The following is a 22,869-nucleotide window of genomic DNA, read 5'->3' as shown; positions in this document are numbered from 1 at the left end:
TCTGGCTCCCCTGTACGGACTATTTATACGGATAAATATGCTGCACCTCAATATTCCGATAGGCTTGATGCTTGCCACTCTGATCTATTTGTCCGTATAAATTCGTCAAAAGCAGAGGCGGAGGGGATCGGGATGAAGTTACGGCTGGGGCTGCTCGTCGTCCTGCTCGCTGCGCTTCCAGCCCTGCCGGCCTCGGCGGCGGACGATTTCCCGCAACGGCCAATCAAGATCATCGTGCCGTTTCCGGCCGGCGCCGGGCCCGACAATGTGGCGCGGCTGGTCGGCCAGCACCTCCAGGACGCGTTCGGCCAGACCGTGCTGATCGAGAATCGTGCGGGCGCGCTCGGCAGCATCGGCGCCCAGGAAGTCGCCCGCAGCGCGCCCGACGGCTACACGCTGTTGATGGGCACCAACACCACCCATGCCAGCAACGTCGCAACGCTCAAGAGCCTGCCCTACGCCCCGGTGAAGGATTTCGCGCCGGTGATCCGCACCACCACCACGGCGATGGTGCTGCTGGTCAACCCGAAGCTCGCGGCCGAGGACCTGCCGCAGTTCCTCGCCTACGCCAAGGCCACCCCCAATCTGACCGCGGGCTACGGCTCCGGTGCGTCGCAAATCTCGATCGCGCAGCTGCAATCGCGCGGCGGCCTGGCGCTGATTGCGGCCTCATATCGCGGCGTGCCGCAGGCGATGACCGACGTGATGGCCGGCGTCATCGACCTGACCTTCGGCGATTTCTCGGTCGCGATCCCGCAGATGCAGGGCGGCACCTTGCGCGGGATCGCCGTGACGTCGGCGACCCGCAACGAACTCACGCCCGGCCTGCCCGCGCTCTCCGAAGCGATGCCCGGCTTCGAGGCCACCATCTGGTACGGGCTGTTCGCGCCCGCCGGCACGCCGGATCCGGTGGTCAACAAGATCTACGCCGAGTGCGCCAAGTACCTCGCAATGCCGGAGACCCGGAAGAAGCTCGCCGACGTCGGCGTGATGGTGGCGCCGCTGTCGCCGGCCGAGTTCGGCGCCTTCGTCAAGAGCGAGGTCGTGCGCTGGTCGGCGGAGGTCAAGGCGGCCGGCATCCAGCCGCAATAGCGCGAAGTGGCGTCGCACCATGGCTCGCGAGACACCTGTCGGCATGATTGGCCTGGGGTTGATGGGATCGGCACTTTCTGCGCGGTTGATCGATGCCGGTGTCGGGGTGATCGGCTTCGACGTCGATGCGGCGAAGACGGACGGATTGCGAGCCAGCGGCGCCGAGTTCGCGGCCTTCGCCGCTGACGTGGCGGCGCGATGCCGGACCATCGTCATCGCGGTGTATGACGCGGCCCAGGTCACGGGCTTGCTGCCGGACCTCGCGAACGCCGCGCCGCCGCTCGTCATCTGCACCACGACCTGCGCACCCGGCGAGATCACGGCGATTGCCGAATTCGCGGCGCGCTCGCGCCTCTCCTTCATCGAAGCGCCGATCTCGGGCACCAGCGCCGAGGTCCGCGCGGGCACCGCCACCGCGCTGGTCGCCGGCGATCGCGACGTCATCGCTGCGACCGCGGCGACGCTCGACATCCTCTGCCCGCAGCGGATCCATGTCGGCGCGATCGGCCATGCCAGCCGCACCAAGCTTGCCATCAACCTGATCCTGCAGAACAACCGCGCCGCTTTGGCCGAAGGCATCGCCTTTGCCGAAAGCCTCGGCCTCGACGGCGCGACGTTCCTTGCGACGGCGCGGCAATCGGCAGCATATTCCGCCGTGATGGACAGTAAGGGACCGAAGATGCTGGCGCGGGATTTCGCGCCGCAATCGCATATCGCGCAGACCCTGAAGGACGCCGAGCTGATCCTGCAGGAGGCCGGCCGGCACGGCCTGCCCTTGCCGCTGACCTCGGTGCAGGCCGAGCTGCTGCGCGCGGCGATCGCGCTGCAAGGCCCGGACAGCGACAGTGCCGCGGTCATCGAGGCGATCCGTGCCGGACGCGACCAGGACAAGGAACACTCATGATCAATTGTGCGATTGCGGGCCTCGGCCGCTGGGGCCGCGCGCTGGTCGAGGCTGCGCAGAGTGAGCCGCGGCTGAGGATCGTCCATGCGGTGGAACCCGACACGGCCAGCGCCGCGAGCTTCTGCGCGGCGCATGGCCTGTCGCCTGCGGCCAGCCTGGACGATGTCCTCGCCGACCCCGCCATCGATGCGGTGCTACTGGCGACACCGCATTCGCTGCACAGGAGCCAGGTGATCGCGGCCGCCGCGGCCGGCAAGCAGGTGTTTTGCGAGAAGCCGCTGGCGCTCAGGCGCAGCGACGCGGCCGAAATGTTCGCAGCCTGCCGCAATGCCGGCGTGCTGCTCGCGGTCGGGCATAACCGCCGGTTCTGGCCGTCGATGCAGGCGCTGCGCGCGATTGTCGCAGGCGGCGAGCTCGGCACGATCCTGCATGTCGAGGGCCACAACAGCAACGAGAACTCGCAAGGCATCACGCAGGGCTGGCGGCTGTCGCCCGAGGAGTCGCCGGGCGGTGGGCTGACCGGCGCGGGCCTGCATGTGCTCGACGGCTTCGTCAGCCTGCTTGGTCCCGCCCGACAGGTTTATGCCCGGTTGAGTGAGCGCGAGGCCGGACCGCCGCCGCTCGACACTGCAACTTTAGCGATTGAATTTGTGAATGGCGTGAGTGCAACCCTTGCTACTGTCCGCGCAACACCGTTCTATTGGCGCGTGCATGTGTTCGGGACGAAGGGATCCGCAGAGGTGCTCGACGAAGGGACGATGGTGCTACGGAAATCCGGCGAGACGCCTGCGACGACGCGCTATCCGGCGGTCAACACGCTCACTGCGGAACTTGCCGCCTTTGCCGACGCGGTCGAACGAAGGCAGCCGTTCCCGGTGCCCGAAGCGGATGTGCTGGCGACGCTCTCAGCGTTCGAAGCCGCGTTGCAGTCGATGCAGTCTGGACATCCGGTTGCCTGCCATTTGGCATACCAGTGATCCGCCATGTCTGAACAACCGGAGAGGGCGAGATCGTCCCGCTACCGCGACATCGCCACCGGGCTGCAGAAGGACATCCGTCTCGGCACCTACGCGGTCGGCAATCTGCTGCCGACCGAAACCGAGTTGATGGCGAGCTATCAGGCGAGCCGCCAGACCGTGCGCGAGGCGCTGCGCATCCTGATCGACCAGGGCCTGATCGTGCGCCGCGCCGGCCTCGGTTCGGTGGTGATCGCATCCGAACCGCCCGTGCTGTTCACCCACAGCGTCAAGTCGCTCGGCGAGTGGCTGCGCTATTCCAACGAGACCTACCGCGACGTGGTTGGCAGCAGCGACATCGTCGCCGACCGCAAGCTGGCTGCGCTCCTGAAATGCGAGCCCGGCAAGAGCTGGTTCCTGATCGAGGCCGTGCGCCGCTCCGACCAGTTCGCAGCTCCGCTCGGCTGGACCGAGATCTACGTGCTGCGCCGCTTCGCCGATGTCGTGACCCGCAGCGACCACGGCCGCACCCCGGTGCATGAGCAGATCGCCAAGATGTATGGCCAGGTCACCGAGCGTGCGCAGATGGAAATCTTCGTGCGGGGGATGCCGGCGCCGATCGCCAAGGCACTCGGCGTCAAGACCGGATCGCCGGCGCTCACCGTGGTACGTCGCTACTACGGCTTGCGCGAGGAACTGTTCGAGGTCACCATCACCACGCACCCGGAAGGGCGCTACACCTACACGATGGATATGCAGCGCTCGCTGCGACCGAAGCTCTAGATTCTAGTTTTGACGCGTTTTCTTCACGCGAACCGGTGTCCGCTTCGCTCGAAAACGCTCTGGCTTTTGTGGAGACGCGTTGTCTTGACGCGAACCGGGTGCCAGTTCGCTTGAAATCGCGCTAGCGCGCCCGAGCCAGATGCGTGCTGCTGGCAGAGGTATGTGCCATCTGCGGGGTTCCGCTCACGCCCCAGATCACGACGGCGATCAGCGCGGCGGCCCAGACATATGGCACAGCATTCGGCTTCTTCATTTCCGAGATCATCCCCAACGTCTCAGGTGCACCGACGAACCTTACAACCTCGGTCGTGAATCTCACGACCTCAATCGTCAGCGTCTCACCAGGCACCCGTCCTTCACAACGCTACTAAGGTTAGACCTTGTCGGTTTCGGGACGTCTTCGTGCGAATCCGGAAATGATTTCGTGGGAACCGGGCCCTCTCATCCGAATTGATGAGACCGCGGGTCTCAACGGCTTCGGCGTTCGCGGAAGGCTAAGAGAATATCCTGCTTAAATTTGAGTCAGATGCACAACAAACGTTCCAAAGAGCTCCCGCTGAATTCTTTTTGATTGTCCGCCGGACTCCGGCCGTGGCATCAGGGCCTGTGACACTGCGATGACAAGGGTTCTCCCGTGACTGCCCAATCGGCCAAACCGCACGGCGGCTCCCGCCGCCACGCCAAGGAAACGCAGGACGAGGTCGCGCGATCGCTGGAACGGGAGTTGCAGTTCCTGACGGAAGAGCGCCAGGAACGCGCCATCCGGCTCGGCCTCGACTTCGCAGCCAAGACGCCGAAGACCGACCATTAGGCGCGCCGCCGCCCGCTTCCGATTCAACTGTCGAACAGCTACTCGGTGTCATCACCCGCGCATGCGGGTGATCCAGTATTCCAGAGACGCCTGTGCTTGAGCCGAGAAGCCGCGGCGTACTGGATCGCCCGGTCGAGCCGGGCGATGACGGCTGTGAACGAGGATACAGCTTCGCATCCTCACGTCATCAATCGTCCGAGCTTTGCTCTTCGTTCCGCCCTCTCGGCCGCCGGGCACTCAGTGGCGCGCGCGTGAGGGAGCTAGCGGCGGAAGGGTGAGCAACCGGCAACATGGGTAACAGTTCAGACCGACGACATGGGTAACACAATTCTCGTTTCGTTCAGGTCTGTTGTTGTTGAGGCTGTGGACCCTGAGGGCAACGCGCAGCGTTGTCCTCAAGTCCACAGCCTCTTGCTTTGCGTCTCGGCCTGCGGAGTTGGTCACCGCGGCGAGCGATCGTGCCGAGCACGATCGGGCCATAGCTGACGGTCCAGCCGTCTTGGTCCTCGGCCAGGCCGACGGGCTCACCGATCAGCGCTTCGCTGATGTAGATCGTGTTGCCCAGCCACTTGATCTCTCCGTTCTGCCGGACCGAGCGGACCTCCTGATCGTCAGCGTATTCCGGCTCGCGCAAGACACCGTGGAAGCGGCGCGAGGAGGCTTGGTAACGGTCGGCTGGCGTGGCGTTGTCGAGCGATTGGTGCGGACGTTCTTGGTTGTAGAGATGCTGGAAGCTGTGCAAGCGCTTGAGCTGCTCGCGCATGGTGGGAGCCGGCGGACTGGCAACGTCTTGCAGCAGGGTCAGATGCATGCGTTCATGGCGGCCGTTCTGCTGAGGTTTGCCCGGTGCAATGCGCTCTGGCGTCACGCCGGCTTTGATCAGCTTGACCGACAGCCGCGACAATCCTCCGGCGCCGCGCGAGGCAAACGGCGAGCCGTTGTCCGAGCGCATGTAATGCGGCAACCCAAACTCGCGGAACGCCGCGTCCAGCACCGGCCAGACATGATCCGTGTCGGTGCGCGCCAGAACCTGGCAGCGCAGCAGGTAGCGGCTGTAGGCATCGGTGATCGTCAGCGGCTCGCAGCGCATGCCGTCCCCGGTCAGGAACCAGCCCTTGAAGTCGATGCACCAGGTATCGTTGGCTGCATCGCAACCGGCAAAGGGCGCGCTCGAGGGCGGGCTACGCCGGCGCAGCTTGCGCTTCACCGTCAGGCCCTCACGATCGAACAGCTCGCCGATCGTGCTTGCCGCAGGCCATGCCGTCCGAGGTGACTTCCGTTCAAGAAAGGCCAGCACCTTGATCGGCCCCCAGGTCGGATGCGCCCGACGCACCTCAAGGCAGCGCTCGGCGATCTCCTCCGCAACGCTTTGCGGACGATGCAGAGGAGCTCGCGGACGATCGAACAGTCCGGCCGCGCCTTCTTCCTCGAACCGTGCAAGCCATTTGTAGCCCACCCGACGGCTCACTCCGAACCGCCGACACACCGCCGCAAATGACTCCTCGTGCTTTTGCGCCGCAACCACAAACCGCATCCGCTCATCCACAGCACAGGTCTCCATCCACCCCATCGGCAAGCTCCTCCTTGCCGATCAGTTGACCTGTTACCCATGTCGCCGGTCTATTCTGTTACCTATGTAGCCGGTTAGGACCAAGGGGCTTCCTCCCCTTGCGGGAGAGGGAGCCTGAGAGCGTGCTCACCTCACCGTCGTTGCACCGTGCGCATCGCCTCAAAATGACGAATCGTTATTGCGCGCCCTGCGCTTCCGCATCGACCTGCACATCGTGGCCGGAGCGATCCTTGCCGCTGAGCCTGGCCTTGCCGCCGTCGAATGTGAGCAGCCATCTACGGTCGGTATCGCCGCCGACCAGGCGCAGGTCGATCGCAAACGTCTGACCGTCTTGCCACGTCCCCTTCAGCGCCATCACGCCGAGCGGCGTTGGCTGGCCGAGACGGTAGGTGCCGTCGAGCCCGATCGGTCCCGCCAACTTGATTACCGACCGCGCCGCATCCGGCGTCGCCGTTTCCAGCTCATAGTGCGCGAACGGATCGGTCAGATGCAGCGTCAGCGTCCGCAGATTGAGACCATTGGCCGGGAAGTGCCAGGTCTTGCCCGAGATGGCAGCCGCGGTCTCGGGCACCGCACCGACCGCCGACGGCTTTTCCGTCGCGCTATCGCGCAGCGCCGCAGCGAGCTGATTGCCGCCGGCGGAGTTCACCGGCAGCGCCGTGTCGGACTTGACGGCGCCGGAAATGTCGTCGGCCATCCTGCCGAACGAACAGTAGTCGCGCGCGGTCACGACCGTGACGATGTCAAGCGTGGGAAAGATCATGATCAGCTGGCAGCGGTCGCCGACCGCCATGAAGACCTGCTGCTTCGGCATCACCCAGAAGAAATTGGCGTAGTGCAGGGACGGATCGAACGAGGCGTGCATCTCTGTCGTCGCGTGCCTGATGCGATCGACCCAGCCGGACGGCAGCAGCCGCTGCCCCTCCCATTCGCCGTCATGTAGATAGAGCAGCCCGATCTTGGCGGCGTCGCGCGGTGCGAGCAGAAGCCCGCCGCCGCCCTGCGTCAACCCCGGTGCGATACTGTGCCAGTACGGCGCGGCAATTCCGAGCGGACGAAACAGTTTCGTCACCGCATAATCCCGCGCGCTCACACCAGTGAGCTTGTCGATGATCGCGGCCAATAGCTGCGGATTGCCGGTGTTGTAATAGAACGCCTCGCCCGGCGCCTTCGCCATCGGACGGTCCAGGATGAACTGGATCGCATCGGGGCTACGCCCCCATTCGATCAGCGAGTCCGGCCTGCCGCCCTCGACGCCCTCCGTCCAGGCCATCCCCGAGGTCATGTCGAGCATGGTCTGGATCGTGATCGCCCGCTTGCGGCCATCGAGATTGGCGATGGTGCGGTCACCGAAGAAATCCACCATGCGATGGTCGAGGCTGTCGAGCACCTTGTCCTTGAGCAGCATCGCGACCAGCGTGCCGGTCACCGCCTTGGTGACGGAATTGATCAGATGCGGGATCTCCGGCGTGTACGGCGCATAGTAAGCGTCGAGCACGATCCGGCCATGACGCGCAATCAGGAGACTATCGAAACTGTGAGCCGCGCCAAAGTTGACGAGCCGCGCCAGCGCGGCGGAATCCATCCCCTGCTCTTCCGGTGTCGTGGTCTGCCATTGCCGGGTCGGCCACACCGGATCGGCGGCCCCTTCTGCGCGGGCTGCGCCTGACCAGATCAGCGCGGCAAGCGACAGCCCCCGTAGCGTCGACACGGCCAAATGTCTGAGATGCATCGGCGCCCCATCAGGATGCGGCTGTCACCGCACCATCCGCGATCCCAGGATTACCTGTCAATCTCGGTGCCGCCGTGACGGAAGCGCTTTCCGATGGCCGGCGCAGCTCGGTCCCTCCTATCGCATTATCGCGTCCCGTCCACGAACGTAACCGGCGTCCCCTTCGCGACACCGGCCGCGACGTGCTGCGCATCCCAGTTCGTCAGCCGAACACAGCCATGGGACGCGGCCTTGGAGACCTTGCCGGGATCGGGCGTGCCGTGGATGCCGTAACCTTCCGCCGAGAGATTGATCCAGACCGAGCCGACCGGATTGTTGGGGCCGGGTTTGATGGTGAACGGCTTCCTGGATTTGACGCCCTTGAACCTGTATTCGGGATTGTAGCGATAGGTCGGGTTCTTGTTGATCGCCGTCACCTTCAACGTGCCGCTCGGCGTCGGTTTCTCGGTGCTGCCGACCGTTGCGGGATAGAAGGCCGTGAGCTTTCCTGCGGCGTCGAATGTGCTGAGCGTCTGTCGCGCCTTGTCGACTTCGACGCGCGCAACCGGCGCCGAAGCGCCAGTGTCGAGGACGTTGGCAACCGCGATGCTGTCACCGGCCTTGTCGAACTTCTGGCCGGGATTGAGTGCCTGAAGCAACGCCTCGCTCATGTGGAATTTCTCGGCCAGCGCTTCGCGCGGGCTGGTGTAGTTCAGCGCGGGCAGGTCCTGCATGCTCTCCATCTTGGCGGGGACCTTCGCCAGGAAGGGGCCTTTCACGTCGGCATCGACGATGGTGTAGTTGACGACCGCGGGCCCTTCGCTGGCGGCGGCGAGCTTGTTCCAGAGATCCGGCGTGACCGCCTTGTCGAACGGCAATCCATTCGCTCCGGCAAACACCGTGAGCGCCTTCTGCGCGTTCTCGCCGAGCTGGCCGTCGATCTCGCCGGGAGAGAAGTGCGCGCGATCGAGCATAATCTCGAGCTTGGCAATGGAGGCGCTGGCCTGGTGACGGCCCGGCAATTTTCCCGTTGGCGCCGCCGCATCGTTGATCGCGGCGGCATCGAGACCCGCCGCCACCACTGGCGCGGCGGAGACAAGCAAAAGTACAACAGCAAAACACGCGACGGAAAAATGTCGGAACATCGTGCATCCCAACGTGGCTACATTCCGTAAAGTTACGGAAAGCGCCGAAGTTCCAATGCAAACAGCGGCGGAGTTCTGCGGTGGAACAGCCGATATCGCGGCTTCGCCGCAATCGACCCGCTAAAAAGTCGTTATCAGAACCGCATTTGCGCGCAGCTCACATCACAGTTCAGGTCTCTCGAAGCAAATGCGATTCTTCATCGCGGCGCTTGCCGCGTTTCTTGTCTTGATGCTCGACGTCGATCGTTCGCCAAGCTCCATCAACACCACGACAACCCAGGCCCCTGCGCTCTCGCACGACACCACAACGGACGCCGTTCCCTTTGCTGCCCGCTTCATCGAAAGCGCCGATGCCAGCGAGGCGCCCGGTGCGACGGTGGAGAATGAAACGCCGGCGCCTGCGGTCGAGCAGCGCGATGCTCTGGCCGAGCCGCAGGCGTCCGCGATCGAAACGTTCTGCCACTCCTTGAAGGACGCGGCCCAGGCGAGTGAAATCCCCGTCGCGTTCTTTGCGCGCCTGATCTGGCAGGAGAGCCGCTTTCGCTCGAACGAGGTCAGCCACGCTGGCGCGCAGGGCGTTGCGCAGTTCATGCCGGAGACCGCCGCGGAAGTCGGGCTCGACGATCCCTTCGATCCGCTCAAGGCGTTGCCCGCCTCCGCAAGACTTCTCCGCAAGTTGCGTGACGACTTCGGCAATCTCGGCCTAGCGGCGGCCGCCTACAACGCCGCCAGCGGCCGGGTCCAGAAGTGGCTCGCCAGGCAAGGCGAGCTGCCGCGCGAGACACGCGACTATGTCCGGATCATCACCGGAACGAAGGCGGAGGATTGGATCGAGAATGTCGACACGCTCGCCATTCGCATCGACCTGCCGAGCGAAGCACCTTGCGAGGGAACCGGCGGCCTGTCGAAGTCGAAGGATGTCGCTTTCGTCTCGGCATTGGCCGCATCCGCCGTGACCACGCTCATGCGCAAGGCCGAGGCCGCCCAGCAGGCGGCAAGGGCCGCCGCCAGCCGCACGCGCAGGCGGCTCGTGCTTCTGATCGGAAAGGGCTCGTCCGGTTCAGGCCGGCTCGGCAACGCGCGCCCGGCCATCGTCGCGGCCAAGGCAAACTCGGCGAAGGGTCGTGCCATTCGCGTGGCCTCGCGTTCGCGCTCGTCGAGCTGAGGCCACGTCACGGCGCGTGCACCGCCGCAAGCGCGGGCCGGATGGATTTCCATTCAGGAAAACAAACGCCCTGGTGTATGTTGCCGGTCGTTTTCAGATCGCTTTGCTTGCCATTCATTTTTCAGTGGGCGCTGTCATGATATTTATTGATGGCTTGGGTTACCTGGCGTCGGCTCTTGTGTTGCTGACGTTCTGCATGAGCACGATGTTGAGCCTGCGCGCCGTCGCGATATTCAGCAACCTGGCATTCATCAGCTATGGATTGGGCGACCGGATCTACCCGGTGCTCATCCTGCACATCATTCTGCTTCCGCTGAACGTGGTGTTGCTGTTCCAGATGGTTCAGCTGCTTCGCAAAGCCAGGCGCGCCGCAGCGACGGACCTGTCTCCAAGCTGGCTGCAACCGTTCATGCGGCCGAAGCACATCAAGGCAGGGGAAACGATCTTCAGGAAAGGCGACGACGCCGACCTGCTGTACATGGTCGTATCGGGCGATGTCAGGTTTCCCGAGATCGATCGCGGGGTATCGGCAGGCGAATTGTTCGGAGAGATTGGACTGTTCTCACTCGCGCGCCGCCGCACCCAAACCGCCATGGCGGCAACCGACGTGGATTTGCTGTGGATCAGCGAGGACGCGCTGCGAAAGCTGTGCGAACGCAATCCAGGACTGTCGCTGTATTTCCTGCGGCTGACGGCGACCCGGATGACGGAAAACGCAGCCCGCGCCATCGGAGTTGCCGCGGCAACGCCCAATCCGGCGTAACGCGCCGCGGCACGGCGTCGCTTGCCGTTGCTACGGCGCGGACGACGCCGCAAGGCTCGGCAGCGGCGCGAACTGCATCTCTGCAACGGCCGAGCCGGCGTAAGCGCTGGCGATAAGGATCATGACTCGAATGGCGACGAACATGGTGCCTCCTCTGTCTTCTTGTTGGTCTCTTGATGCCAGAGACTTCTTTCCCGCCGGTGAGGAAAGCTGGTTGCCGCAACCTTGAAGGCATTGGTAAGCGAGCCGTTTACGCAAGCCCGTTCATGAGTTGGGAACCGTATCGGCCGATCAGCGGGCGCGCTAAACGCGCGGTTCACCGTCGCCGGGCATTGTTCGCCTTAATCAAGAAGGCGCAATCACAATGCCGATTTTCAGGACGATCCTTGTTGTCGTATCGATTTTTCTCGCCGTTTTGTACGTCTACGATGTCTGCCGCAGCGACGGCTTGCTGAGGGCAGTTCCCGTGAGCGACGTGATCGCACGGCGCTGGCCGGAGTTGGATGCGTTTCGCCCGACGGCGGAATCCGCTCCGGAAGCCACTGCCAACGCGACGCCGGCGGCGCGCGTTAGGGAAACGTTTGCGATGTTCATCCCCAAGGACGCGCGACGCCACCTGATGCAGCGCAGCCTTTAACGCTCCGATTCAGCCCAGCGATACGCCGGCCTTGGCGCGGCTGATCCCGAGCGCCACAATGCGATTCAACAGAACCGGGTAATCCAGTCCGTCATGCCCGGCGGCTGTTGCGAACTCCTGGCTCTTGGCAATTTCGGGATTGGGATTGGCTTCGATGAAATACGGAACGCCGTTGGTGGACAGGCGGAAGTCGATGCGCGCGTAGCCATCGAGCCCCAAGGTCCGGTAGATGCGCTTCGCCAGCCGTTGAATATGGGCGGACAGTTCCGGCGTAAGATCCTCCGCCGGCCCGTCCGCAATTCCGATGCGCTCCTGATAGCTGGTATCGTGCTTGACCTTTTCGGTGGCGATCTGGCGCGCAGCGGGGCCGCCCATGCTGCCGAACTTCAATTCCCAAACCGGCAGGACGCGCAGCCTGTTGTTGCCGATCACGCCGACATAGAGCTCGCGTCCCTCGATGAACTGCTCGGCAATCGCGGCCGTTCCGATCCGCTCATGGATGAAGGCGACGCGCTCCGCGAGCTTCTCGTCGGTATCGACGATCGATGCCTGCGAGATACCGAGCGATCCATCGCTGCTCAGGCTCTTGACGATCAGCGGCAGCGCAAGCCGCGGCGGCCGCTTGACCTTGCGGCGCATCGGGAACACGGCGAAGGCCGGCACCGGGATGCGGCGGTGATGCACCAGTGTCTTGGACAGATCCTTGCCGCGCGCCAGGATCAGGCCGCGCGGATTGCACCCGGTATAGGGGATCTTCATCAGCTCGAGATAGCTCGCGATGTGCTGGTCATACACGACGTCGTAGTGAAACTCCTCCAGCAGCGTGAACACCACGTGCGGCTTGAAGCCCTCGATCTCGTCGCGCACCGGCTTGATTTCCTCCTGCACGCCGAGCGGACGAACCTCATGGCCGGCCGCACGCAGGGTACTCACCACGTCGTATTCGGTTTTCCACTCGTTGATTTCCCGCGCGGAGTATCCGTCGCTGGAGTCCGGCGGCACACAGTCCGGGTGCATCAGCACCAGAATGCGAAAGTGTTTCATAGCGCGATCCATTTCCGGCGCGACGGGCCGAACAGCGCGTGCATGGTCTTGGCGGTCAGCAGGATGGTGAAATTGGTCACCAGCTTCTGCTCGGGGCCGACGGCACGCAGATTGAGCTCGCGGCAGCGCGAGATCATGTCGTCGAGCACCGCATCGAGCGTCAGCTGGTTCTCGCCGGTCCACCGCGCGACCAGCTGCCTGATCTGGGCGCGGTGCCGCCTGATGAAGGACGCAGCCGGCGGATGCCGGTGATGCCGCGGATCGGCAGAGAACAGCTTGGACAGATCGCGGTCGTAGGTCTTCGGCGGCGTGAACGCGTAGAACGCCTGCTTCTTCTTGTAGTGTTCGCCGAGCGTCTGCTTGAGCGTATGCAGCGGATCGACCCGCTCGCGCGTCGTGAGCAACGGCCGGTTGCCCGCGATCTCGCCCATCAGCTCGTCGACATATTCGAGCTTCTTCAGCGCCGGCCAGCCGGCATACCGCGTCCGCCAGTTCGAACGCGGCCGCAGCCACACCGCGAAGGTTTCGGCGAAATCCTCGTCGGGATGGCTCTGCGCGTACCAGAGCCTGAGATGCTGGACATAGTTGCGGCTGGCCGGATTGGGCCGGTAGTAGCGCGGATAGTGTTGCGACGACGGGCCGAACAGCTGTTGCCAGCGCCGGCGGCGTTGCAGCTGGTAGCCGTGCTGTATGGCGTGCCCCGCCTCGTGGCGGAGAATGGCCATGCACTCGGACCACGAGGCGCCCTCGACGTCGAGCATCATCTTCTTCTCGAGCTTCATCAGGCGGGGATGGGCGAGATAGAATGGAATGGCGATGCCGGGCACATCGGCCGGGCTGAACCATTCGCTCGAGATCCATGCGTGCGGCCGCAGCCGGATGCCGCGCTCTTCGAGCTCTTCGTAGAGTGTGCTGACACAATCCGCGAGCCAGGTGCCTTCGACCGCAACCCTCAGACTGCTGAGGCGTTGCTCGAGCAACTGCGCATCCGTGAGCTTCTCCCAGGCAAATTTGCGGCGCGGCATAGGCTTCCAAAGTCAAAAACAAACCGGAATCTGGATGGTGTCATAGGTTGCCGCCGGCAACAACCGCCGGGCTTTTGCGCCAGACTCCGGTCCGTGCCGCTTTGTGCCGGCCCCGCCGCCGTGCTTCAGCCACAGATCGGCAGGACGCCGAGAGCCGGGCCATGGCCCAGATCGCCGCAGGGACAGCTTCGCGCCTTCTGTTATGATTGGGCCGTTTTCCGGGCAAGGTTCTTTGAGGGGGCGACATGGATGATCGGCGACGGCGGCTGCTTTTTCACGGCATGGCCCTGTTCCTGATCGGGCTGTTGACCGGCCTGCTCGAGCAGCACTTCAGCAATGTGCGGATGGCGCTCGCGGCGCATCTCGAAGGCGTGATGAACGGCACGTTCCTGCTCGCAGTCGGCGCGATCTGGAGCGAGGTCAGGCTGCCGCCCCGCGCGAGCGCCGTAGCCTACTGGGCGCTGCTCTGCGGGACATACGGCAACTGGGCCGTGACAACGCTCGCTGCCGTTCTCGGAACCGGCGCACTGTCACCGGTCACTGCGGCCGGGCGTGGTGCCGCGCCGTGGCAGGAAACGCTGGTGACCATAGGGTTCGTCTCGATCGGTCTTGCGATCATCGCAGCATCGATCTTGCTGCTGTGGGGGCTGCGCGGCAAGGCTGCGCTTTCCCGTGACGCGAGATAGCTTCTCCTGACTTCCCGTCGCTAGCGCTGGCCGTGATCTTGCGCGGCGCGTGCCGCGACCGCAGCGCGGCGTTTGAGCAGCTCACGCTCCCGCGCATTGCCGGCCAATGCGGCGGCGGCCTCGAACGCGGTGTGTGCCTCCGCAAAGCGGCTCAGCCGTTGCAGCAGATCGCCGCGCACGCTCGGCAGCAGATGATAGGCTTTCAGCGCCGGCTCGTCCGCGAGACCGTCGACGATCGCAAGCGCCGCCTGCGGCCCTTCGGCCATGCCGATCGCAACCGCGCGGTTGAGCTCGATCACTGGCGAATCCAGCAGCGCGGCGAGATCGCCGTACAGCGCGGCGATGCGGCGCCAGTCGGTCGCGTCAGGCGTATCGGCCTCGGCGTGGCAGGCGGCGATCGCGGCCTGCAGCGCGTAGAAGCCGCCGGCGCCGCCGAGCTCGCGGGCACGCGCCAGCGCCAGTTGCCCGCGGCGGATCTGCAGGCGGTCCCACAGCGCGCGGTTCTGCTCCGTCAGCAGGATCGGCTCGCCGGCCGCGTCGGTGCGCGCCGCCATCCGCGAGGCGTTGAATTCCATCAGCGCCAGCAGGCCGTGCGCCTCCGGCTCGTGCGGCGCGATCGAGGTCAGCACGCGGCCGATGCGCAGCGCCTCGTTGCAGAGCTGCGGCCGCAGCCATTCGTCGCCGCTCGCCGCGGTATAGCCCTCGTTGAAGATCAAATAGGCGACCTCGAGCACCGAGGCGAGCCGCTCCGACAGCGCCTCGCCACGCGGCGTCTCGTAGGCCAGACCTGACTCCGACAGCGTGCGCTTGGCGCGCACAATACGCTGGGCGATGGTCGCCTCCGCCTGCAGGAAGGCGCGCGCGATCTCCTCGGTGGTGAGACCGCAGATCATCCGAAGCGCCAGCGCGGCGCGAGCCTCGCGCGACAGCAGCGGATGGCAGGCGGTGAAGATCAGCCGCAGCAATTCGTCGCCGATGTCGTCGTCGAGCGCGGAATCGAAATCGGGCATGGTCTCCTGCTCCCGTACCAGATCATGCGCAAGCATGCTGTGCTTTTCGGTCAGCATGCGGTTGCGCCTGATATGATCGAGCGCACGCCGCTTGGCGGTCGCCATCAGCCAGGCGCCCGGCTTCTCCGGCACGCCACTGAGCGGCCAGTGCTCGAGCGCCGCGATCAGCGCTTCCTGGGTCAGATCCTCGGCGAGCGGCACGTCGCGCAGCATCCGCGACAGGCTGGTGATCAGCCGCGGCTGCTCGATGCGCCACACCGCAAGGATCGTCGCCTGGAGGTCGGCGGCCGTCATCGCCGCCGACCTGGGTTGCCGTCTGGACGCGCTTTCCTCACGCGAACCGGAGGCCGCCTCGCGTGAACGCGCCCTGTCCGCTGCGCATCAGGCGATAGCGGACACATCGACCTGGCAGGCGCCGTCGACGCCCGGGGTGGCGAAGGGACGCACCTCGCAGGTGCCGTCCCAACCGGGCATATGCTCCTTGTGCAGCTGCATGAACTCCACCGCGGCCGCGACCGCCTCTTCCTTGTTGCGGAGCTCGAAGATCGCGTAGCCGCCGATCATCTCCTTGGCCTCGACGAACGGCCCGTCGATCACGTTGAGCTTGCCGTCGGTGATGCGGACCTGGGCCCCCATCGCGACCGGCAGCAGCCCGCCGGTGTCGATCATGCGGCCGGCCTTGATTTCCCGCTCGGCGAGCTTGCCCATCGCCTCCATCAGGGCCGGCGTCGGCGGGCGCGGGGGCTGGGCGGAGGTGACGATATACATGAACCGCATCGGAAAACTCCTGTAGAGCGAGAAGCGACGGTCATCGCCGCAAAACCGGCTCGCTATGGGAAACGACGATCCGGGGCATGCCGGATCGACAAGGAAAAGGGAATTATTTTTGGCGGTGGCAGCGCGAACTAGATCTCACCCGCCCCATCGTCGTCCCTGCGAAAGCAGGGACCCACGGAGTTCGCGGCAGCGCCGCGCCTCACTGCTCGCGCAGCATGATCAGCGGGTCGGCGCTGTCCGGGACGCGGCGCCACTGGGCGTTGTCGTCGGCCTCGAACTGCCAGGTCTCGCCCTTGGGCGACATCAGGATCATCTGGCCATGGTCGAGCCGCCACAGCGTCGGGTTGAAGGCCGCGACCGCGGGATCGCATTTGCCTTTCAGGAACACCTGGAAATTGTCGTTGCCGGCGTCGGTGTTGGTCAGCACCAGGGCGCAGATCGCCTGGCCGTTGCCGCGGACCATCGACCAGTCGCCGATCATCTGGTCCATCGACTTGGCGAGCGCGCGGGCAGCGGCGAGGTTTTGCAGGATGTAGACGCCCTCGTTGGTGCGCATCCCCTCGAAGATGCCGGTCTCGACCTCGGTGAAATCGATCACCGCCTCGCCGGCCGCATTCTGCAACCGCACGATGTCGCCGAGGCCCTTGATGCTCCAGCCCGTAATGTCCTTGGTGAAGGGCAGTGCTGCGGCGCAGGCCGGCTCGAGCTCGAGCTTGAAACCTTGCGGCGTCGCATCGCTCTTCAGCGTCACGACGCAGGTCTTGCTGCGCTCGGTGGTAGCGAGCTCCCACTGCCCGATCATGTCCTTCTTCAACGTCGAGACGTCCTGCGCGGCTGCCGGACCGCACGCGGCCAGCAGCACAAGCAGCACGACGTTGAAGCGGGACTGCGGCATCAGCGGCCCTTCACCGGCGTTTCCGCAACCGGCGTCAGCGGCGGCTTGCCGGCGAACCAGTTTGTGATGTTGTCGACCACGAGCTGATCCATCGCATTGCGCGTGACCACCGAGGCTGAGCCGATATGCGGCAGCAGCACGACGTTCTGCATCGCCTTCAATTCATCCGGCACGTTCGGCTCGGCCGCGAACACGTCGAGGCCGGCGGCGAGGATGGTGCCGGATTTCAGCGCCGCGACCAGCGCCGGCTCGTCGACCACAGAGCCGCGCGCGACATTGATCAGCACGCCGCGCGGGCCGAGTGCCTTCAGCACGTCGGCATTGATCATCTTCGCGGTCGAGGCGCCGCCCGGCACGATGACGATCAGGGTATCGACCGCCTTCGCCATCTCGATCAGATCGGGATAGTGCTTGTAGGCGACGTCCTTGGACGGATTGCGCGAGTGATAGGACACCGGCACGCGCGAGGCCTCGAGCCTGCGCCCGATCGCCTGGCCGATGCGGCCCATGCCGACGATGCCGATCTTGCGATCGCGCAACGAGCCGACGCTGAGCGGATAATTCTGGGTCTGCCACAGGCCGGAACGCACATAGCGGTCGGCCTTGACGAATTCACGCAGCGTCGCGATCAGCAGCCCCATCGCGACGTCGGCGACCTCCTCGGTCAGCACGTCGGGCGTGTTGGTGACCACGATATTGTGATCCCGCGCGTAGGCGGAATCGACGTGGTCGTAGCCGACGCCGAAGCTGCCGACGATCTCGAGCTTGGGAAACATCGCCATCGCGGTCTTGTCGGTCGCCATCGTGTGATAGGTGACGGCGATGCCGCGGATCCTGGCCATCGTGTCCGGCGTCAGGCGCTCGAGGTCGCCGCGGCTCTCGGCCCGATGCAGCACGTATTGATCGGAAAAGCCGTTTTCGAGGATTGGCCGGATCGGTCCATAGATCAACAGATCGATCTTTTCGGAAGAAATCGGGGCCATCAATTGTCCTTTCCTAACGCGCTTTCATGCCAACGCCGCAACAGAAGGTGCGAAACTAGCGCCAGCACCCCATAGATGACAATCCCGGCCAGCGATAGCAGCAGAAGTGCTGCGAACATGCGGGGAATATTCAGCCGGTAGCCTGATTCAGCGATCCGGAAGGCGAGGCCCGAACCGGCGCCGGCGCTGCCCGCCGCGATCTCCGCGACCACGGCGCCGATCAGCGAGAGCCCGCCGGCGATGCGCAGGCCGCCGAGGATATAGGGCAGCGCCGCGGGCAGCTTCAGGAACAGCAGTGTCTGCAGTCGCGAGGCGCCATAAAGTTGAAACAATCCGGCGAGGTTGCGATCGACCGAGTTGAGGCCGAGCGTGGTGTTCGACAGCACCGGAAAGAACGCCACGATCCAGGCGCAGACGATCACGGCGGTCTGCTGTTGCAGATAGATCAGGAGCAGCGGCGCGATCGCGATGACGGGCGTGACCTGCAGCACCACCGCGTAAGGGAACAGGGAATATTCCAGCCATTTCGACTGGTTGAACAGCAGCGCCAGCACGACGCCGCCGACTGCCGCGGCAACGAAGCCTTCGAGCGTGGTCAGCAATGTGACACCGAGCGATTGCGACAGCACCGGCCAGTCCGCGACCAGCGTCTTCAGCACGAGGAGCGGGCTCGGCAGCACATAGGGCTGGATGCCATAGGCGCGGACGATGGCTTCCCAAAACAAGAGGCCCGCGGCAAACACCGCAAGCGGAAGCAGAAAGCGGACGAGGTCTTGCGGAGACTTCATGCGCCCGCCTGCCCTGCATAAGACGGTGCCAGCGCGCCTGAGACCTCGCGGCAGAACGCGGCATATTCGGCCGAGGTGCGGAACTCCTCGCCGCGCGGCTCCGGCGAGGTGATGCGAAACTCGGCACCGATCCGGCCCGGGCGCGCCGTCATCACGATCACGCGCTGCGAGAGGTAGACCGACTCGAACACCGAGTGCGTCACGAAGATGACGGTCTTGTGCAAATTGCGCCACAGCGACAGCAGGTCGTTGTTGAGGCGAAAGCGCGTGATCTCGTCGAGCGCCGCGAACGGCTCGTCCATCAAGAGGATATCCGGATCGGTGACCAGCGCGCGCGCCAATGACACCCGCATCTTCATGCCGCCGGACAATTCGCGCGGATAGGCGGTCGCGAACTCCGCAAGCCCGACCTGATCGAGCGCCGCCTCAATGCGTGCTTCGGCGTCTGTCGCCGGTGCGCGGGCGAGCTTGAGCGGCAGGCGGACATTGTCGCGCACATTGGCCCACGGCATCAGCGTCGGCTCCTGAAACACGAAGCCTACTCTGTGGCTGCCGCGCTGCTCGGCGCCATGATGCGAGAGCTCGACCGTGCCGGTGCTTGGTGTGGCAAGACCTGCAATGAGCCGGAGTGCCGTGGATTTGCCGCAGCCGGAGGGGCCGAGCAGCGAGACGAACTCACCGCTGTTGACATCGAGGTCAATCGGCCCGAGCGCCATCACCCCGCTGTCATAGATCTTGGTGACGCCGCGCAGGCGCACTGCGAGGTCACTGGCATCAGTTTCCGGCACGGTGCCCTCTACCATCGACGGCCGGATATTGCTGAGCACGATGGTGCCGCAAACTGCACCTCTCCCCACCGGGGAGAGGCCGGCGCGAAGCGCCGGGTGAGGGGGTGCAGGTCCCATGAAAGAGCAGAACCCCTCACCCGGATCGCATCTATCGATGCGACATAGCCGAAGTTTTGCTTCGGCGTCACCTTGGACGGCCGCCGAAGGCGGCCTATGCCTCTCCCACAGGGGGAGAGGTGGACCGCCGATACCGTGGCAGGTCGAATCATCGTCAGTTCTTCGGCCTGAGCTCGACGCCGACCGCCTTGTTGACGAAGCGCAGCGTGTAGCCCTGGCGATAGTCGATGGTGCTCTTGACCACGCCGGCACGCACCATCTTGTCGAAGAAACTCGCCATCCGCTCGTCGGTCATGGCGCCGATGCCGTTCTTGATGGAATCGCCGGAATCGACGATGCCGTGCTCGCGCATCTTGGCGACGCAATAGGCCAGCAGCTCGTCGTTCATATCAGGGTTGAGCTTCTTGATCATCGCATTGCCGGCCGAGTTGTCGCCGTAGACGTAGGTGTACCAGCCGACAACGGAAGCATCGACGAAGCGCTGCACCAGGTCCGGCTTCTTGTCGACCAGGTCGCGGCGGGTCTCGATCAAGGTCGAATAGGAGTTGAAGCCGTAATCGGCAATCAGCAGCACGTTCGGCTTGAAGCCGGCGGCTTTCTCCACCGCAAAGGGCTCCGAGGTGACATAGCCCTGCATCGCGGTCTGCTTGTTCACGATGAAGGGCTGCGGGTTGAAGGTGTAGGGCTTCACCTTGTTCTCGTCGAAGCCGTATTCGGACTTCAGCCACTGGAAGTAGCTGGTGATGCCTTCCTTCGAGATCAGCAGCGTCAGCGGCTTCAGATCCTCGATCTTGCCGACCTTGACCTCGGGATGGGTCAGGAAGACCTGCGGGTCCTTCTGGAACATCGCCGCGACCGCGACCAGCGGCACGTTGTTGGTGACGGCGTCGAAGGTCTGCAGCGAGTTCGCGCTCATGAAGAAGTCGAGCTTGCCCGCGATCAAGAGCATGCGGTTGTTCTCGTTCGGACCGCCGGGCACGATTGTCACGTCGAGGCCGTACTTCTTGTAGGTGCCGTCGGCGAGCGCCTGGAAGAACCCGCCATGCTCGCCCTCGGCGACCCAATTGGTGCCGAACGAGACCTTGTCCAGAGTCTGCGCCCGCGCCGGGAAGAGGCCTGCGGAAACGCCGAGGGTCGCGGCCAGAACGGCCGTGGTTAACGCTCGCGGCAAAAAGGCCGGGATCATGGTTGGACTCCGTCGATCATTATGGCCCATGATGGAAGGCGGGAAGACGTCGATCGCGCCCGGAGACGCGAACGCCTCGCCGATGTTAAACAAACTAGCCTGCAAATCCATCCCATGAAACGCTTGTATTGAAACGACCGGCTTGATGACTTCTCAGCTCCCGCCCCGTGACTGGACCGCCATCCACTGGCCCGACCTCGCCAAGGGTGCAGCCGCGCGCTGGATCGCGGTGCTGCCGCTGGCCGCGACCGAGCAGCACGGGCCGCATCTGCCGCTCGGAACCGACGTCATGATCGGTGAGGCATATCTGGCGCGGGTTCAGGAGCTGCTGCCGGCGGCCATCCCGGCGACGTTCCTGCCCTTGCAGCCGGTCGGCATCTCCACCGAGCACATCGATTTTCCCGGCACGCTGACCCTGCCGACCAAGGTGGCACTGAACAGCTGGATGGCGCTCGGCGCGAGCGTGGCGCGCGCCGGCGTCAGGAAGCTCGTGATGGTGACGAGCCATGGCGGCAATTCCGCCGCGATGCAGCTGGTGGCGCAGGACCTGCGCGCGCGACACAAGATGCTGGTGGTGACCACGAGCTGGTCGCGCTTCGGCACGCCCGATGGGCTGTTCGATGCCGACGAATTGCGCCACGGCATCCACGGCGGCGCGGTCGAGACCTCGATCATGCTGGCGAAATATCCGCAAGCCGTGCGCAAGGATGCGATCGCGGACTTCAAGCCCGCGAGCGTACAGATCGAGAAGGACCACCGCTTCCTGTCGACGCAGCGGCCGGCGCCGTTCGCCTGGCAGGCGCAGGACCTCAATCCGGGCGGCGCGATCGGCGATGCGACCAAGGCCTCGGCCGAGAAGGGCGAGCGGCTGCTCGAGCACGGCGCGCGCGCATTCTGCGAGCTGCTGGCCGACGTCGACAGGTTCGATCCGGGCGTGTTCGGGGGCAACTGACTCAGATTCCCGTCCGGTGATCCCCCCGGGCGGGTCAACCGTTGCGAGCTCGCGACATGCAGGCTCGGATCATAGATATTTCGCGATCAGCCGGAAGTCGCGCAGCATGTTGCGGCCCTTTGGACCCGATACCTTCAGCGTCTCCTCCAGGCTGTGGCCGATGTGATCGTGGATCAGCGCCTTCTTGGCACTCTCGATCGCGCTCTCCACCGCCTGCAATTGCTGGGCGATCTGCGCACAGGGCCGGCCCCGCTCGATCATCTCGACAATGGTCTCGAGATGGCCGTTGGCGCGCTTCAGGCGCCGGGCGATCGCAGCGTGCGGATGGTCGTCTGACATTCGGTTCTCCTATCCTCCCCGGAGGATAATCATGATCCTCCCCGGAGGATAGCAGAATCGACTTGACAGGCCATTGTGGCAGGCGTAGTGCCCGATTGGCGGAACATGCGTTCCGCACCGGGGTCTGACCCCGGACATCAACCCGACCACGAGCCAACGCAGAAGGCACATGGGCAGTAGCAACTCAGGCGACAGTAGACCGACAACGGGACTATTGAAGCCGCAACATAGCAAGACTGATCGCGCAGATTTCGCCTGCGTGGATGGGTGGTCACGCCTCGCGTAACCGCCTGCTCCTCACCGGCCTGCCGCGCGACAGCGGAAGTGGAGGTGAGCGATGTTCGAAAAGCTCGCAAAATTCCGGCCGTTCGAGCCGCGGCAGATCCCGCCGCGGGCGGCCACCTATTCCAATGACAACCTGCCGGGTTTTCGCCGCCCGGTGGACCGCCGGCGTCCAACCCCGGCCTGTCATTGGATCCTGATCGACGGCCGCCTGGAGTGCCGGTGGATCGTCGAAACCACCCTCGAATCATCAACGAATGATCTCGATCGAAAGCGGCGCGCGGACCGGTATTCCGGCCCGCGCGCAACACTTGCGCATTCCGCAGCAAAGATGACCGCAAGCGCCTGAAGGACCGACATGGACGAGGGACCTAGTTGTCCCGTTGCGCGCCATCGCGGCGCGGCAACGGGACTCCCTGCGGGGAACGACATCACTTTTGGAATTGCCGCTGCTCACGGC

At 64.6% G+C, this 22,869-nt stretch carries 24 protein-coding genes and 1 pseudogene; 11 read left to right on the top strand and 14 right to left on the bottom strand.

What is annotated here, in order from left to right:
- The first annotated feature begins 132 nt into the window (after positions 1 to 132).
- From ACE10Z_RS02540 to ACE10Z_RS02525, 4 genes are read left to right on the top strand one after another with little or no spacing between them, the layout of a single operon-like run.
- Positions 133 to 1,092 (top strand): Bug family tripartite tricarboxylate transporter substrate binding protein, encoded by a 960-nt coding sequence (locus tag ACE10Z_RS02540; protein WP_375786538.1) that lies wholly within the window; start codon positions 133 to 135, stop codon positions 1,090 to 1,092.
- Positions 1,093 to 1,111: 19 nt separating this feature from the next.
- Positions 1,112 to 1,996, top strand: coding sequence for an NAD(P)-dependent oxidoreductase (locus tag ACE10Z_RS02535; protein ID WP_375786537.1), 885 nt, complete (start codon positions 1,112 to 1,114; stop codon positions 1,994 to 1,996).
- Entirely contained in the window at positions 1,993 to 2,973 is a 981-nt protein-coding gene (locus ACE10Z_RS02530; RefSeq protein ID WP_375786536.1) for a Gfo/Idh/MocA family protein, read from the top strand. Before ACE10Z_RS02535 ends, ACE10Z_RS02530 begins: the two co-directional genes overlap by 4 nt.
- A gap of 6 nt (positions 2,974 to 2,979) precedes the next feature.
- Positions 2,980 to 3,735, top strand: coding sequence for a GntR family transcriptional regulator (locus ACE10Z_RS02525; protein WP_298373612.1), 756 nt, complete (start codon positions 2,980 to 2,982; stop codon positions 3,733 to 3,735).
- A gap of 121 nt (positions 3,736 to 3,856) precedes the next feature.
- Here the strand turns inward: ACE10Z_RS02525 and ACE10Z_RS02520 are convergent, their stop codons facing one another.
- Positions 3,857 to 4,000, bottom strand: coding sequence for a hypothetical protein (locus ACE10Z_RS02520; RefSeq protein ID WP_375786535.1), 144 nt, complete (start codon positions 3,998 to 4,000; stop codon positions 3,857 to 3,859).
- 369 nt (positions 4,001 to 4,369) lie between these two features.
- On the opposite strand from ACE10Z_RS02520, the gene ACE10Z_RS02515 reads away from it, so the two are divergent.
- A complete protein-coding gene (locus ACE10Z_RS02515; protein ID WP_375786534.1) occupies positions 4,370 to 4,546 on the top strand; it encodes a hypothetical protein in 177 nt (58 codons plus the stop codon).
- Positions 4,547 to 5,000: 454 nt separating this feature from the next.
- On the opposite strand, the pseudogene ACE10Z_RS02510 reads toward ACE10Z_RS02515, so the two are convergent.
- From ACE10Z_RS02510 to ACE10Z_RS02500, 3 genes and pseudogenes are all read right to left on the bottom strand, one after another.
- Positions 5,001 to 6,116 (bottom strand): annotated as a pseudogene (locus ACE10Z_RS02510) (integrase core domain-containing protein); the annotation flags it as partial.
- Positions 6,117 to 6,291: 175 nt separating this feature from the next.
- The gene (locus tag ACE10Z_RS02505; protein WP_375786533.1) at positions 6,292 to 7,827 is read right to left on the bottom strand and encodes a serine hydrolase domain-containing protein; all 1,536 of its coding nucleotides are present in this window, start codon (positions 7,825 to 7,827) and stop codon (positions 6,292 to 6,294) included.
- 146 nt (positions 7,828 to 7,973) lie between these two features.
- On the bottom strand, positions 7,974 to 8,972 hold the full coding sequence (locus tag ACE10Z_RS02500) for a L,D-transpeptidase (protein WP_375786532.1): 999 nt from the start codon (positions 8,970 to 8,972) through the stop codon (positions 7,974 to 7,976).
- 187 nt (positions 8,973 to 9,159) lie between these two features.
- On the opposite strand from ACE10Z_RS02500, the gene ACE10Z_RS02495 reads away from it, so the two are divergent.
- The 3 genes from ACE10Z_RS02495 to ACE10Z_RS02485 all read left to right on the top strand — a co-directional run bounded on the left by ACE10Z_RS02495 (position 9,160) and on the right by ACE10Z_RS02485 (position 11,537).
- Positions 9,160 to 10,137: a lytic transglycosylase domain-containing protein gene (locus tag ACE10Z_RS02495; protein ID WP_375786531.1), complete on the top strand. Its 978-nt coding sequence runs from the start codon at positions 9,160 to 9,162 to the stop codon at positions 10,135 to 10,137.
- A gap of 16 nt (positions 10,138 to 10,153) precedes the next feature.
- Complete coding sequence (locus ACE10Z_RS02490) at positions 10,154 to 10,900, top strand: Crp/Fnr family transcriptional regulator (RefSeq protein WP_375786530.1); 747 nt, start codon at positions 10,154 to 10,156, stop codon at positions 10,898 to 10,900.
- Positions 10,901 to 11,264: 364 nt separating this feature from the next.
- On the top strand, positions 11,265 to 11,537 hold the full coding sequence (locus tag ACE10Z_RS02485; protein WP_375786529.1) for a hypothetical protein: 273 nt from the start codon (positions 11,265 to 11,267) through the stop codon (positions 11,535 to 11,537).
- Between the two features lie 9 nt (positions 11,538 to 11,546).
- On the opposite strand, the gene ACE10Z_RS02480 is transcribed toward ACE10Z_RS02485, so the two are convergent.
- Together ACE10Z_RS02480 and ACE10Z_RS02475 are read right to left on the bottom strand one after the other, a co-directional pair.
- Positions 11,547 to 12,581, bottom strand: coding sequence for an ATP-grasp domain-containing protein (locus ACE10Z_RS02480; protein WP_171947882.1), 1,035 nt, complete (start codon positions 12,579 to 12,581; stop codon positions 11,547 to 11,549).
- Positions 12,578 to 13,606 (bottom strand): putative zinc-binding metallopeptidase, encoded by a 1,029-nt coding sequence (locus tag ACE10Z_RS02475; RefSeq protein ID WP_375786528.1) that lies wholly within the window; start codon positions 13,604 to 13,606, stop codon positions 12,578 to 12,580. The genes ACE10Z_RS02480 and ACE10Z_RS02475 overlap by 4 nt, the downstream gene beginning before the upstream one ends.
- A gap of 245 nt (positions 13,607 to 13,851) precedes the next feature.
- Between ACE10Z_RS02475 and ACE10Z_RS02470 the strand changes: the two genes are divergently transcribed.
- Positions 13,852 to 14,292: a hydrogenase gene (locus ACE10Z_RS02470; protein ID WP_375786527.1), complete on the top strand. Its 441-nt coding sequence runs from the start codon at positions 13,852 to 13,854 to the stop codon at positions 14,290 to 14,292.
- 20 nt (positions 14,293 to 14,312) lie between these two features.
- Here ACE10Z_RS02470 and ACE10Z_RS02465 read toward each other — a convergent pair whose 3' ends face one another.
- The 7 genes from ACE10Z_RS02465 to ACE10Z_RS02435 form a co-directional block, all read right to left on the bottom strand.
- Positions 14,313 to 15,596: an RNA polymerase sigma factor gene (locus tag ACE10Z_RS02465; protein WP_375786526.1), complete on the bottom strand. Its 1,284-nt coding sequence runs from the start codon at positions 15,594 to 15,596 to the stop codon at positions 14,313 to 14,315.
- Between the two features lie 87 nt (positions 15,597 to 15,683).
- Positions 15,684 to 16,079: a YciI family protein gene (locus ACE10Z_RS02460; protein WP_097670979.1), complete on the bottom strand. Its 396-nt coding sequence runs from the start codon at positions 16,077 to 16,079 to the stop codon at positions 15,684 to 15,686.
- Between the two features lie 199 nt (positions 16,080 to 16,278).
- Complete coding sequence (locus tag ACE10Z_RS02455; protein ID WP_375786525.1) at positions 16,279 to 16,974, bottom strand: AprI/Inh family metalloprotease inhibitor; 696 nt, start codon at positions 16,972 to 16,974, stop codon at positions 16,279 to 16,281.
- Complete coding sequence (locus ACE10Z_RS02450; RefSeq protein ID WP_375786524.1) at positions 16,974 to 17,957, bottom strand: 2-hydroxyacid dehydrogenase; 984 nt, start codon at positions 17,955 to 17,957, stop codon at positions 16,974 to 16,976. The genes ACE10Z_RS02455 and ACE10Z_RS02450 overlap by 1 nt, the downstream gene beginning before the upstream one ends.
- Positions 17,957 to 18,745, bottom strand: coding sequence for an ABC transporter permease (locus tag ACE10Z_RS02445; protein WP_375786523.1), 789 nt, complete (start codon positions 18,743 to 18,745; stop codon positions 17,957 to 17,959). The genes ACE10Z_RS02450 and ACE10Z_RS02445 overlap by 1 nt, the downstream gene beginning before the upstream one ends.
- A complete protein-coding gene (locus ACE10Z_RS02440) occupies positions 18,742 to 19,548 on the bottom strand; it encodes an ABC transporter ATP-binding protein (RefSeq protein ID WP_375790083.1) in 807 nt (268 codons plus the stop codon). The genes ACE10Z_RS02445 and ACE10Z_RS02440 overlap by 4 nt, the downstream gene beginning before the upstream one ends.
- A 256-nt stretch (positions 19,549 to 19,804) precedes the next feature.
- Positions 19,805 to 20,836, bottom strand: a complete 1,032-nt coding sequence (locus ACE10Z_RS02435) for an ABC transporter substrate-binding protein (protein WP_375786522.1) — start codon at positions 20,834 to 20,836, stop codon at positions 19,805 to 19,807.
- 145 nt (positions 20,837 to 20,981) lie between these two features.
- On the opposite strand from ACE10Z_RS02435, the gene ACE10Z_RS02430 reads away from it, so the two are divergent.
- Positions 20,982 to 21,788: a creatininase family protein gene (locus tag ACE10Z_RS02430; RefSeq protein ID WP_375786521.1), complete on the top strand. Its 807-nt coding sequence runs from the start codon at positions 20,982 to 20,984 to the stop codon at positions 21,786 to 21,788.
- Between the two features lie 69 nt (positions 21,789 to 21,857).
- Here the strand turns inward: ACE10Z_RS02430 and ACE10Z_RS02425 are convergent, their stop codons facing one another.
- The gene (locus ACE10Z_RS02425; RefSeq protein ID WP_375786520.1) at positions 21,858 to 22,127 is read right to left on the bottom strand and encodes a metal-sensing transcriptional repressor; all 270 of its coding nucleotides are present in this window, start codon (positions 22,125 to 22,127) and stop codon (positions 21,858 to 21,860) included.
- 337 nt (positions 22,128 to 22,464) lie between these two features.
- Between ACE10Z_RS02425 and ACE10Z_RS02420 the strand changes: the two genes are divergently transcribed.
- Positions 22,465 to 22,758 (top strand): hypothetical protein, encoded by a 294-nt coding sequence (locus tag ACE10Z_RS02420; RefSeq protein ID WP_375786519.1) that lies wholly within the window; start codon positions 22,465 to 22,467, stop codon positions 22,756 to 22,758.
- The last annotated feature ends 111 nt before the right edge of the window (positions 22,759 to 22,869 follow it).

The sequence above is a fragment of the Bradyrhizobium sp. Pha-3 genome (genome assembly GCF_042258615.1).
Classification (GTDB): Bacteria; Pseudomonadota; Alphaproteobacteria; order Rhizobiales; family Xanthobacteraceae; genus Bradyrhizobium.
This window is presented reverse-complemented; position numbering and strand designations above follow the sequence as displayed.

What these genes read in the sequence shown, in the direction of transcription:
- ACE10Z_RS02540 (WP_375786538.1), top strand. Translation starts at nt 133, where the DNA reads ATGAAGTTACGGCTGGGGCTGCTCGTCGTCCTGCTCGCTGCGCTTCCA.
- ACE10Z_RS02535 (WP_375786537.1), top strand. Translation starts at nt 1,112, where the DNA reads ATGGCTCGCGAGACACCTGTCGGCATGATTGGCCTGGGGTTGATGGGA.
- ACE10Z_RS02530 (WP_375786536.1), top strand. Translation starts at nt 1,993, where the DNA reads ATGATCAATTGTGCGATTGCGGGCCTCGGCCGCTGGGGCCGCGCGCTG.
- ACE10Z_RS02525 (WP_298373612.1), top strand. Translation starts at nt 2,980, where the DNA reads ATGTCTGAACAACCGGAGAGGGCGAGATCGTCCCGCTACCGCGACATC.
- ACE10Z_RS02520 (WP_375786535.1), bottom strand. Translation starts at nt 4,000, where the DNA reads ATGATCTCGGAAATGAAGAAGCCGAATGCTGTGCCATATGTCTGGGCC.
- ACE10Z_RS02500 (WP_375786532.1), bottom strand. Translation starts at nt 8,972, where the DNA reads ATGTTCCGACATTTTTCCGTCGCGTGTTTTGCTGTTGTACTTTTGCTT.
- ACE10Z_RS02495 (WP_375786531.1), top strand. Translation starts at nt 9,160, where the DNA reads ATGCGATTCTTCATCGCGGCGCTTGCCGCGTTTCTTGTCTTGATGCTC.
- ACE10Z_RS02485 (WP_375786529.1), top strand. Translation starts at nt 11,265, where the DNA reads ATGCCGATTTTCAGGACGATCCTTGTTGTCGTATCGATTTTTCTCGCC.
- ACE10Z_RS02480 (WP_171947882.1), bottom strand. Translation starts at nt 12,581, where the DNA reads ATGAAACACTTTCGCATTCTGGTGCTGATGCACCCGGACTGTGTGCCG.
- ACE10Z_RS02475 (WP_375786528.1), bottom strand. Translation starts at nt 13,606, where the DNA reads ATGCCGCGCCGCAAATTTGCCTGGGAGAAGCTCACGGATGCGCAGTTG.
- ACE10Z_RS02470 (WP_375786527.1), top strand. Translation starts at nt 13,852, where the DNA reads ATGGATGATCGGCGACGGCGGCTGCTTTTTCACGGCATGGCCCTGTTC.
- ACE10Z_RS02465 (WP_375786526.1), bottom strand. Translation starts at nt 15,596, where the DNA reads ATGACGGCCGCCGACCTCCAGGCGACGATCCTTGCGGTGTGGCGCATC.
- ACE10Z_RS02460 (WP_097670979.1), bottom strand. Translation starts at nt 16,079, where the DNA reads ATGCGGTTCATGTATATCGTCACCTCCGCCCAGCCCCCGCGCCCGCCG.
- ACE10Z_RS02455 (WP_375786525.1), bottom strand. Translation starts at nt 16,974, where the DNA reads ATGCCGCAGTCCCGCTTCAACGTCGTGCTGCTTGTGCTGCTGGCCGCG.
- ACE10Z_RS02450 (WP_375786524.1), bottom strand. Translation starts at nt 17,957, where the DNA reads ATGGCCCCGATTTCTTCCGAAAAGATCGATCTGTTGATCTATGGACCG.
- ACE10Z_RS02445 (WP_375786523.1), bottom strand. Translation starts at nt 18,745, where the DNA reads ATGAAGTCTCCGCAAGACCTCGTCCGCTTTCTGCTTCCGCTTGCGGTG.
- ACE10Z_RS02440 (WP_375790083.1), bottom strand. Translation starts at nt 19,548, where the DNA reads ATGGTAGAGGGCACCGTGCCGGAAACTGATGCCAGTGACCTCGCAGTG.
- ACE10Z_RS02435 (WP_375786522.1), bottom strand. Translation starts at nt 20,836, where the DNA reads ATGATCCCGGCCTTTTTGCCGCGAGCGTTAACCACGGCCGTTCTGGCC.
- ACE10Z_RS02430 (WP_375786521.1), top strand. Translation starts at nt 20,982, where the DNA reads ATGACTTCTCAGCTCCCGCCCCGTGACTGGACCGCCATCCACTGGCCC.
- ACE10Z_RS02425 (WP_375786520.1), bottom strand. Translation starts at nt 22,127, where the DNA reads ATGTCAGACGACCATCCGCACGCTGCGATCGCCCGGCGCCTGAAGCGC.
- ACE10Z_RS02420 (WP_375786519.1), top strand. Translation starts at nt 22,465, where the DNA reads ATGTTCGAAAAGCTCGCAAAATTCCGGCCGTTCGAGCCGCGGCAGATC.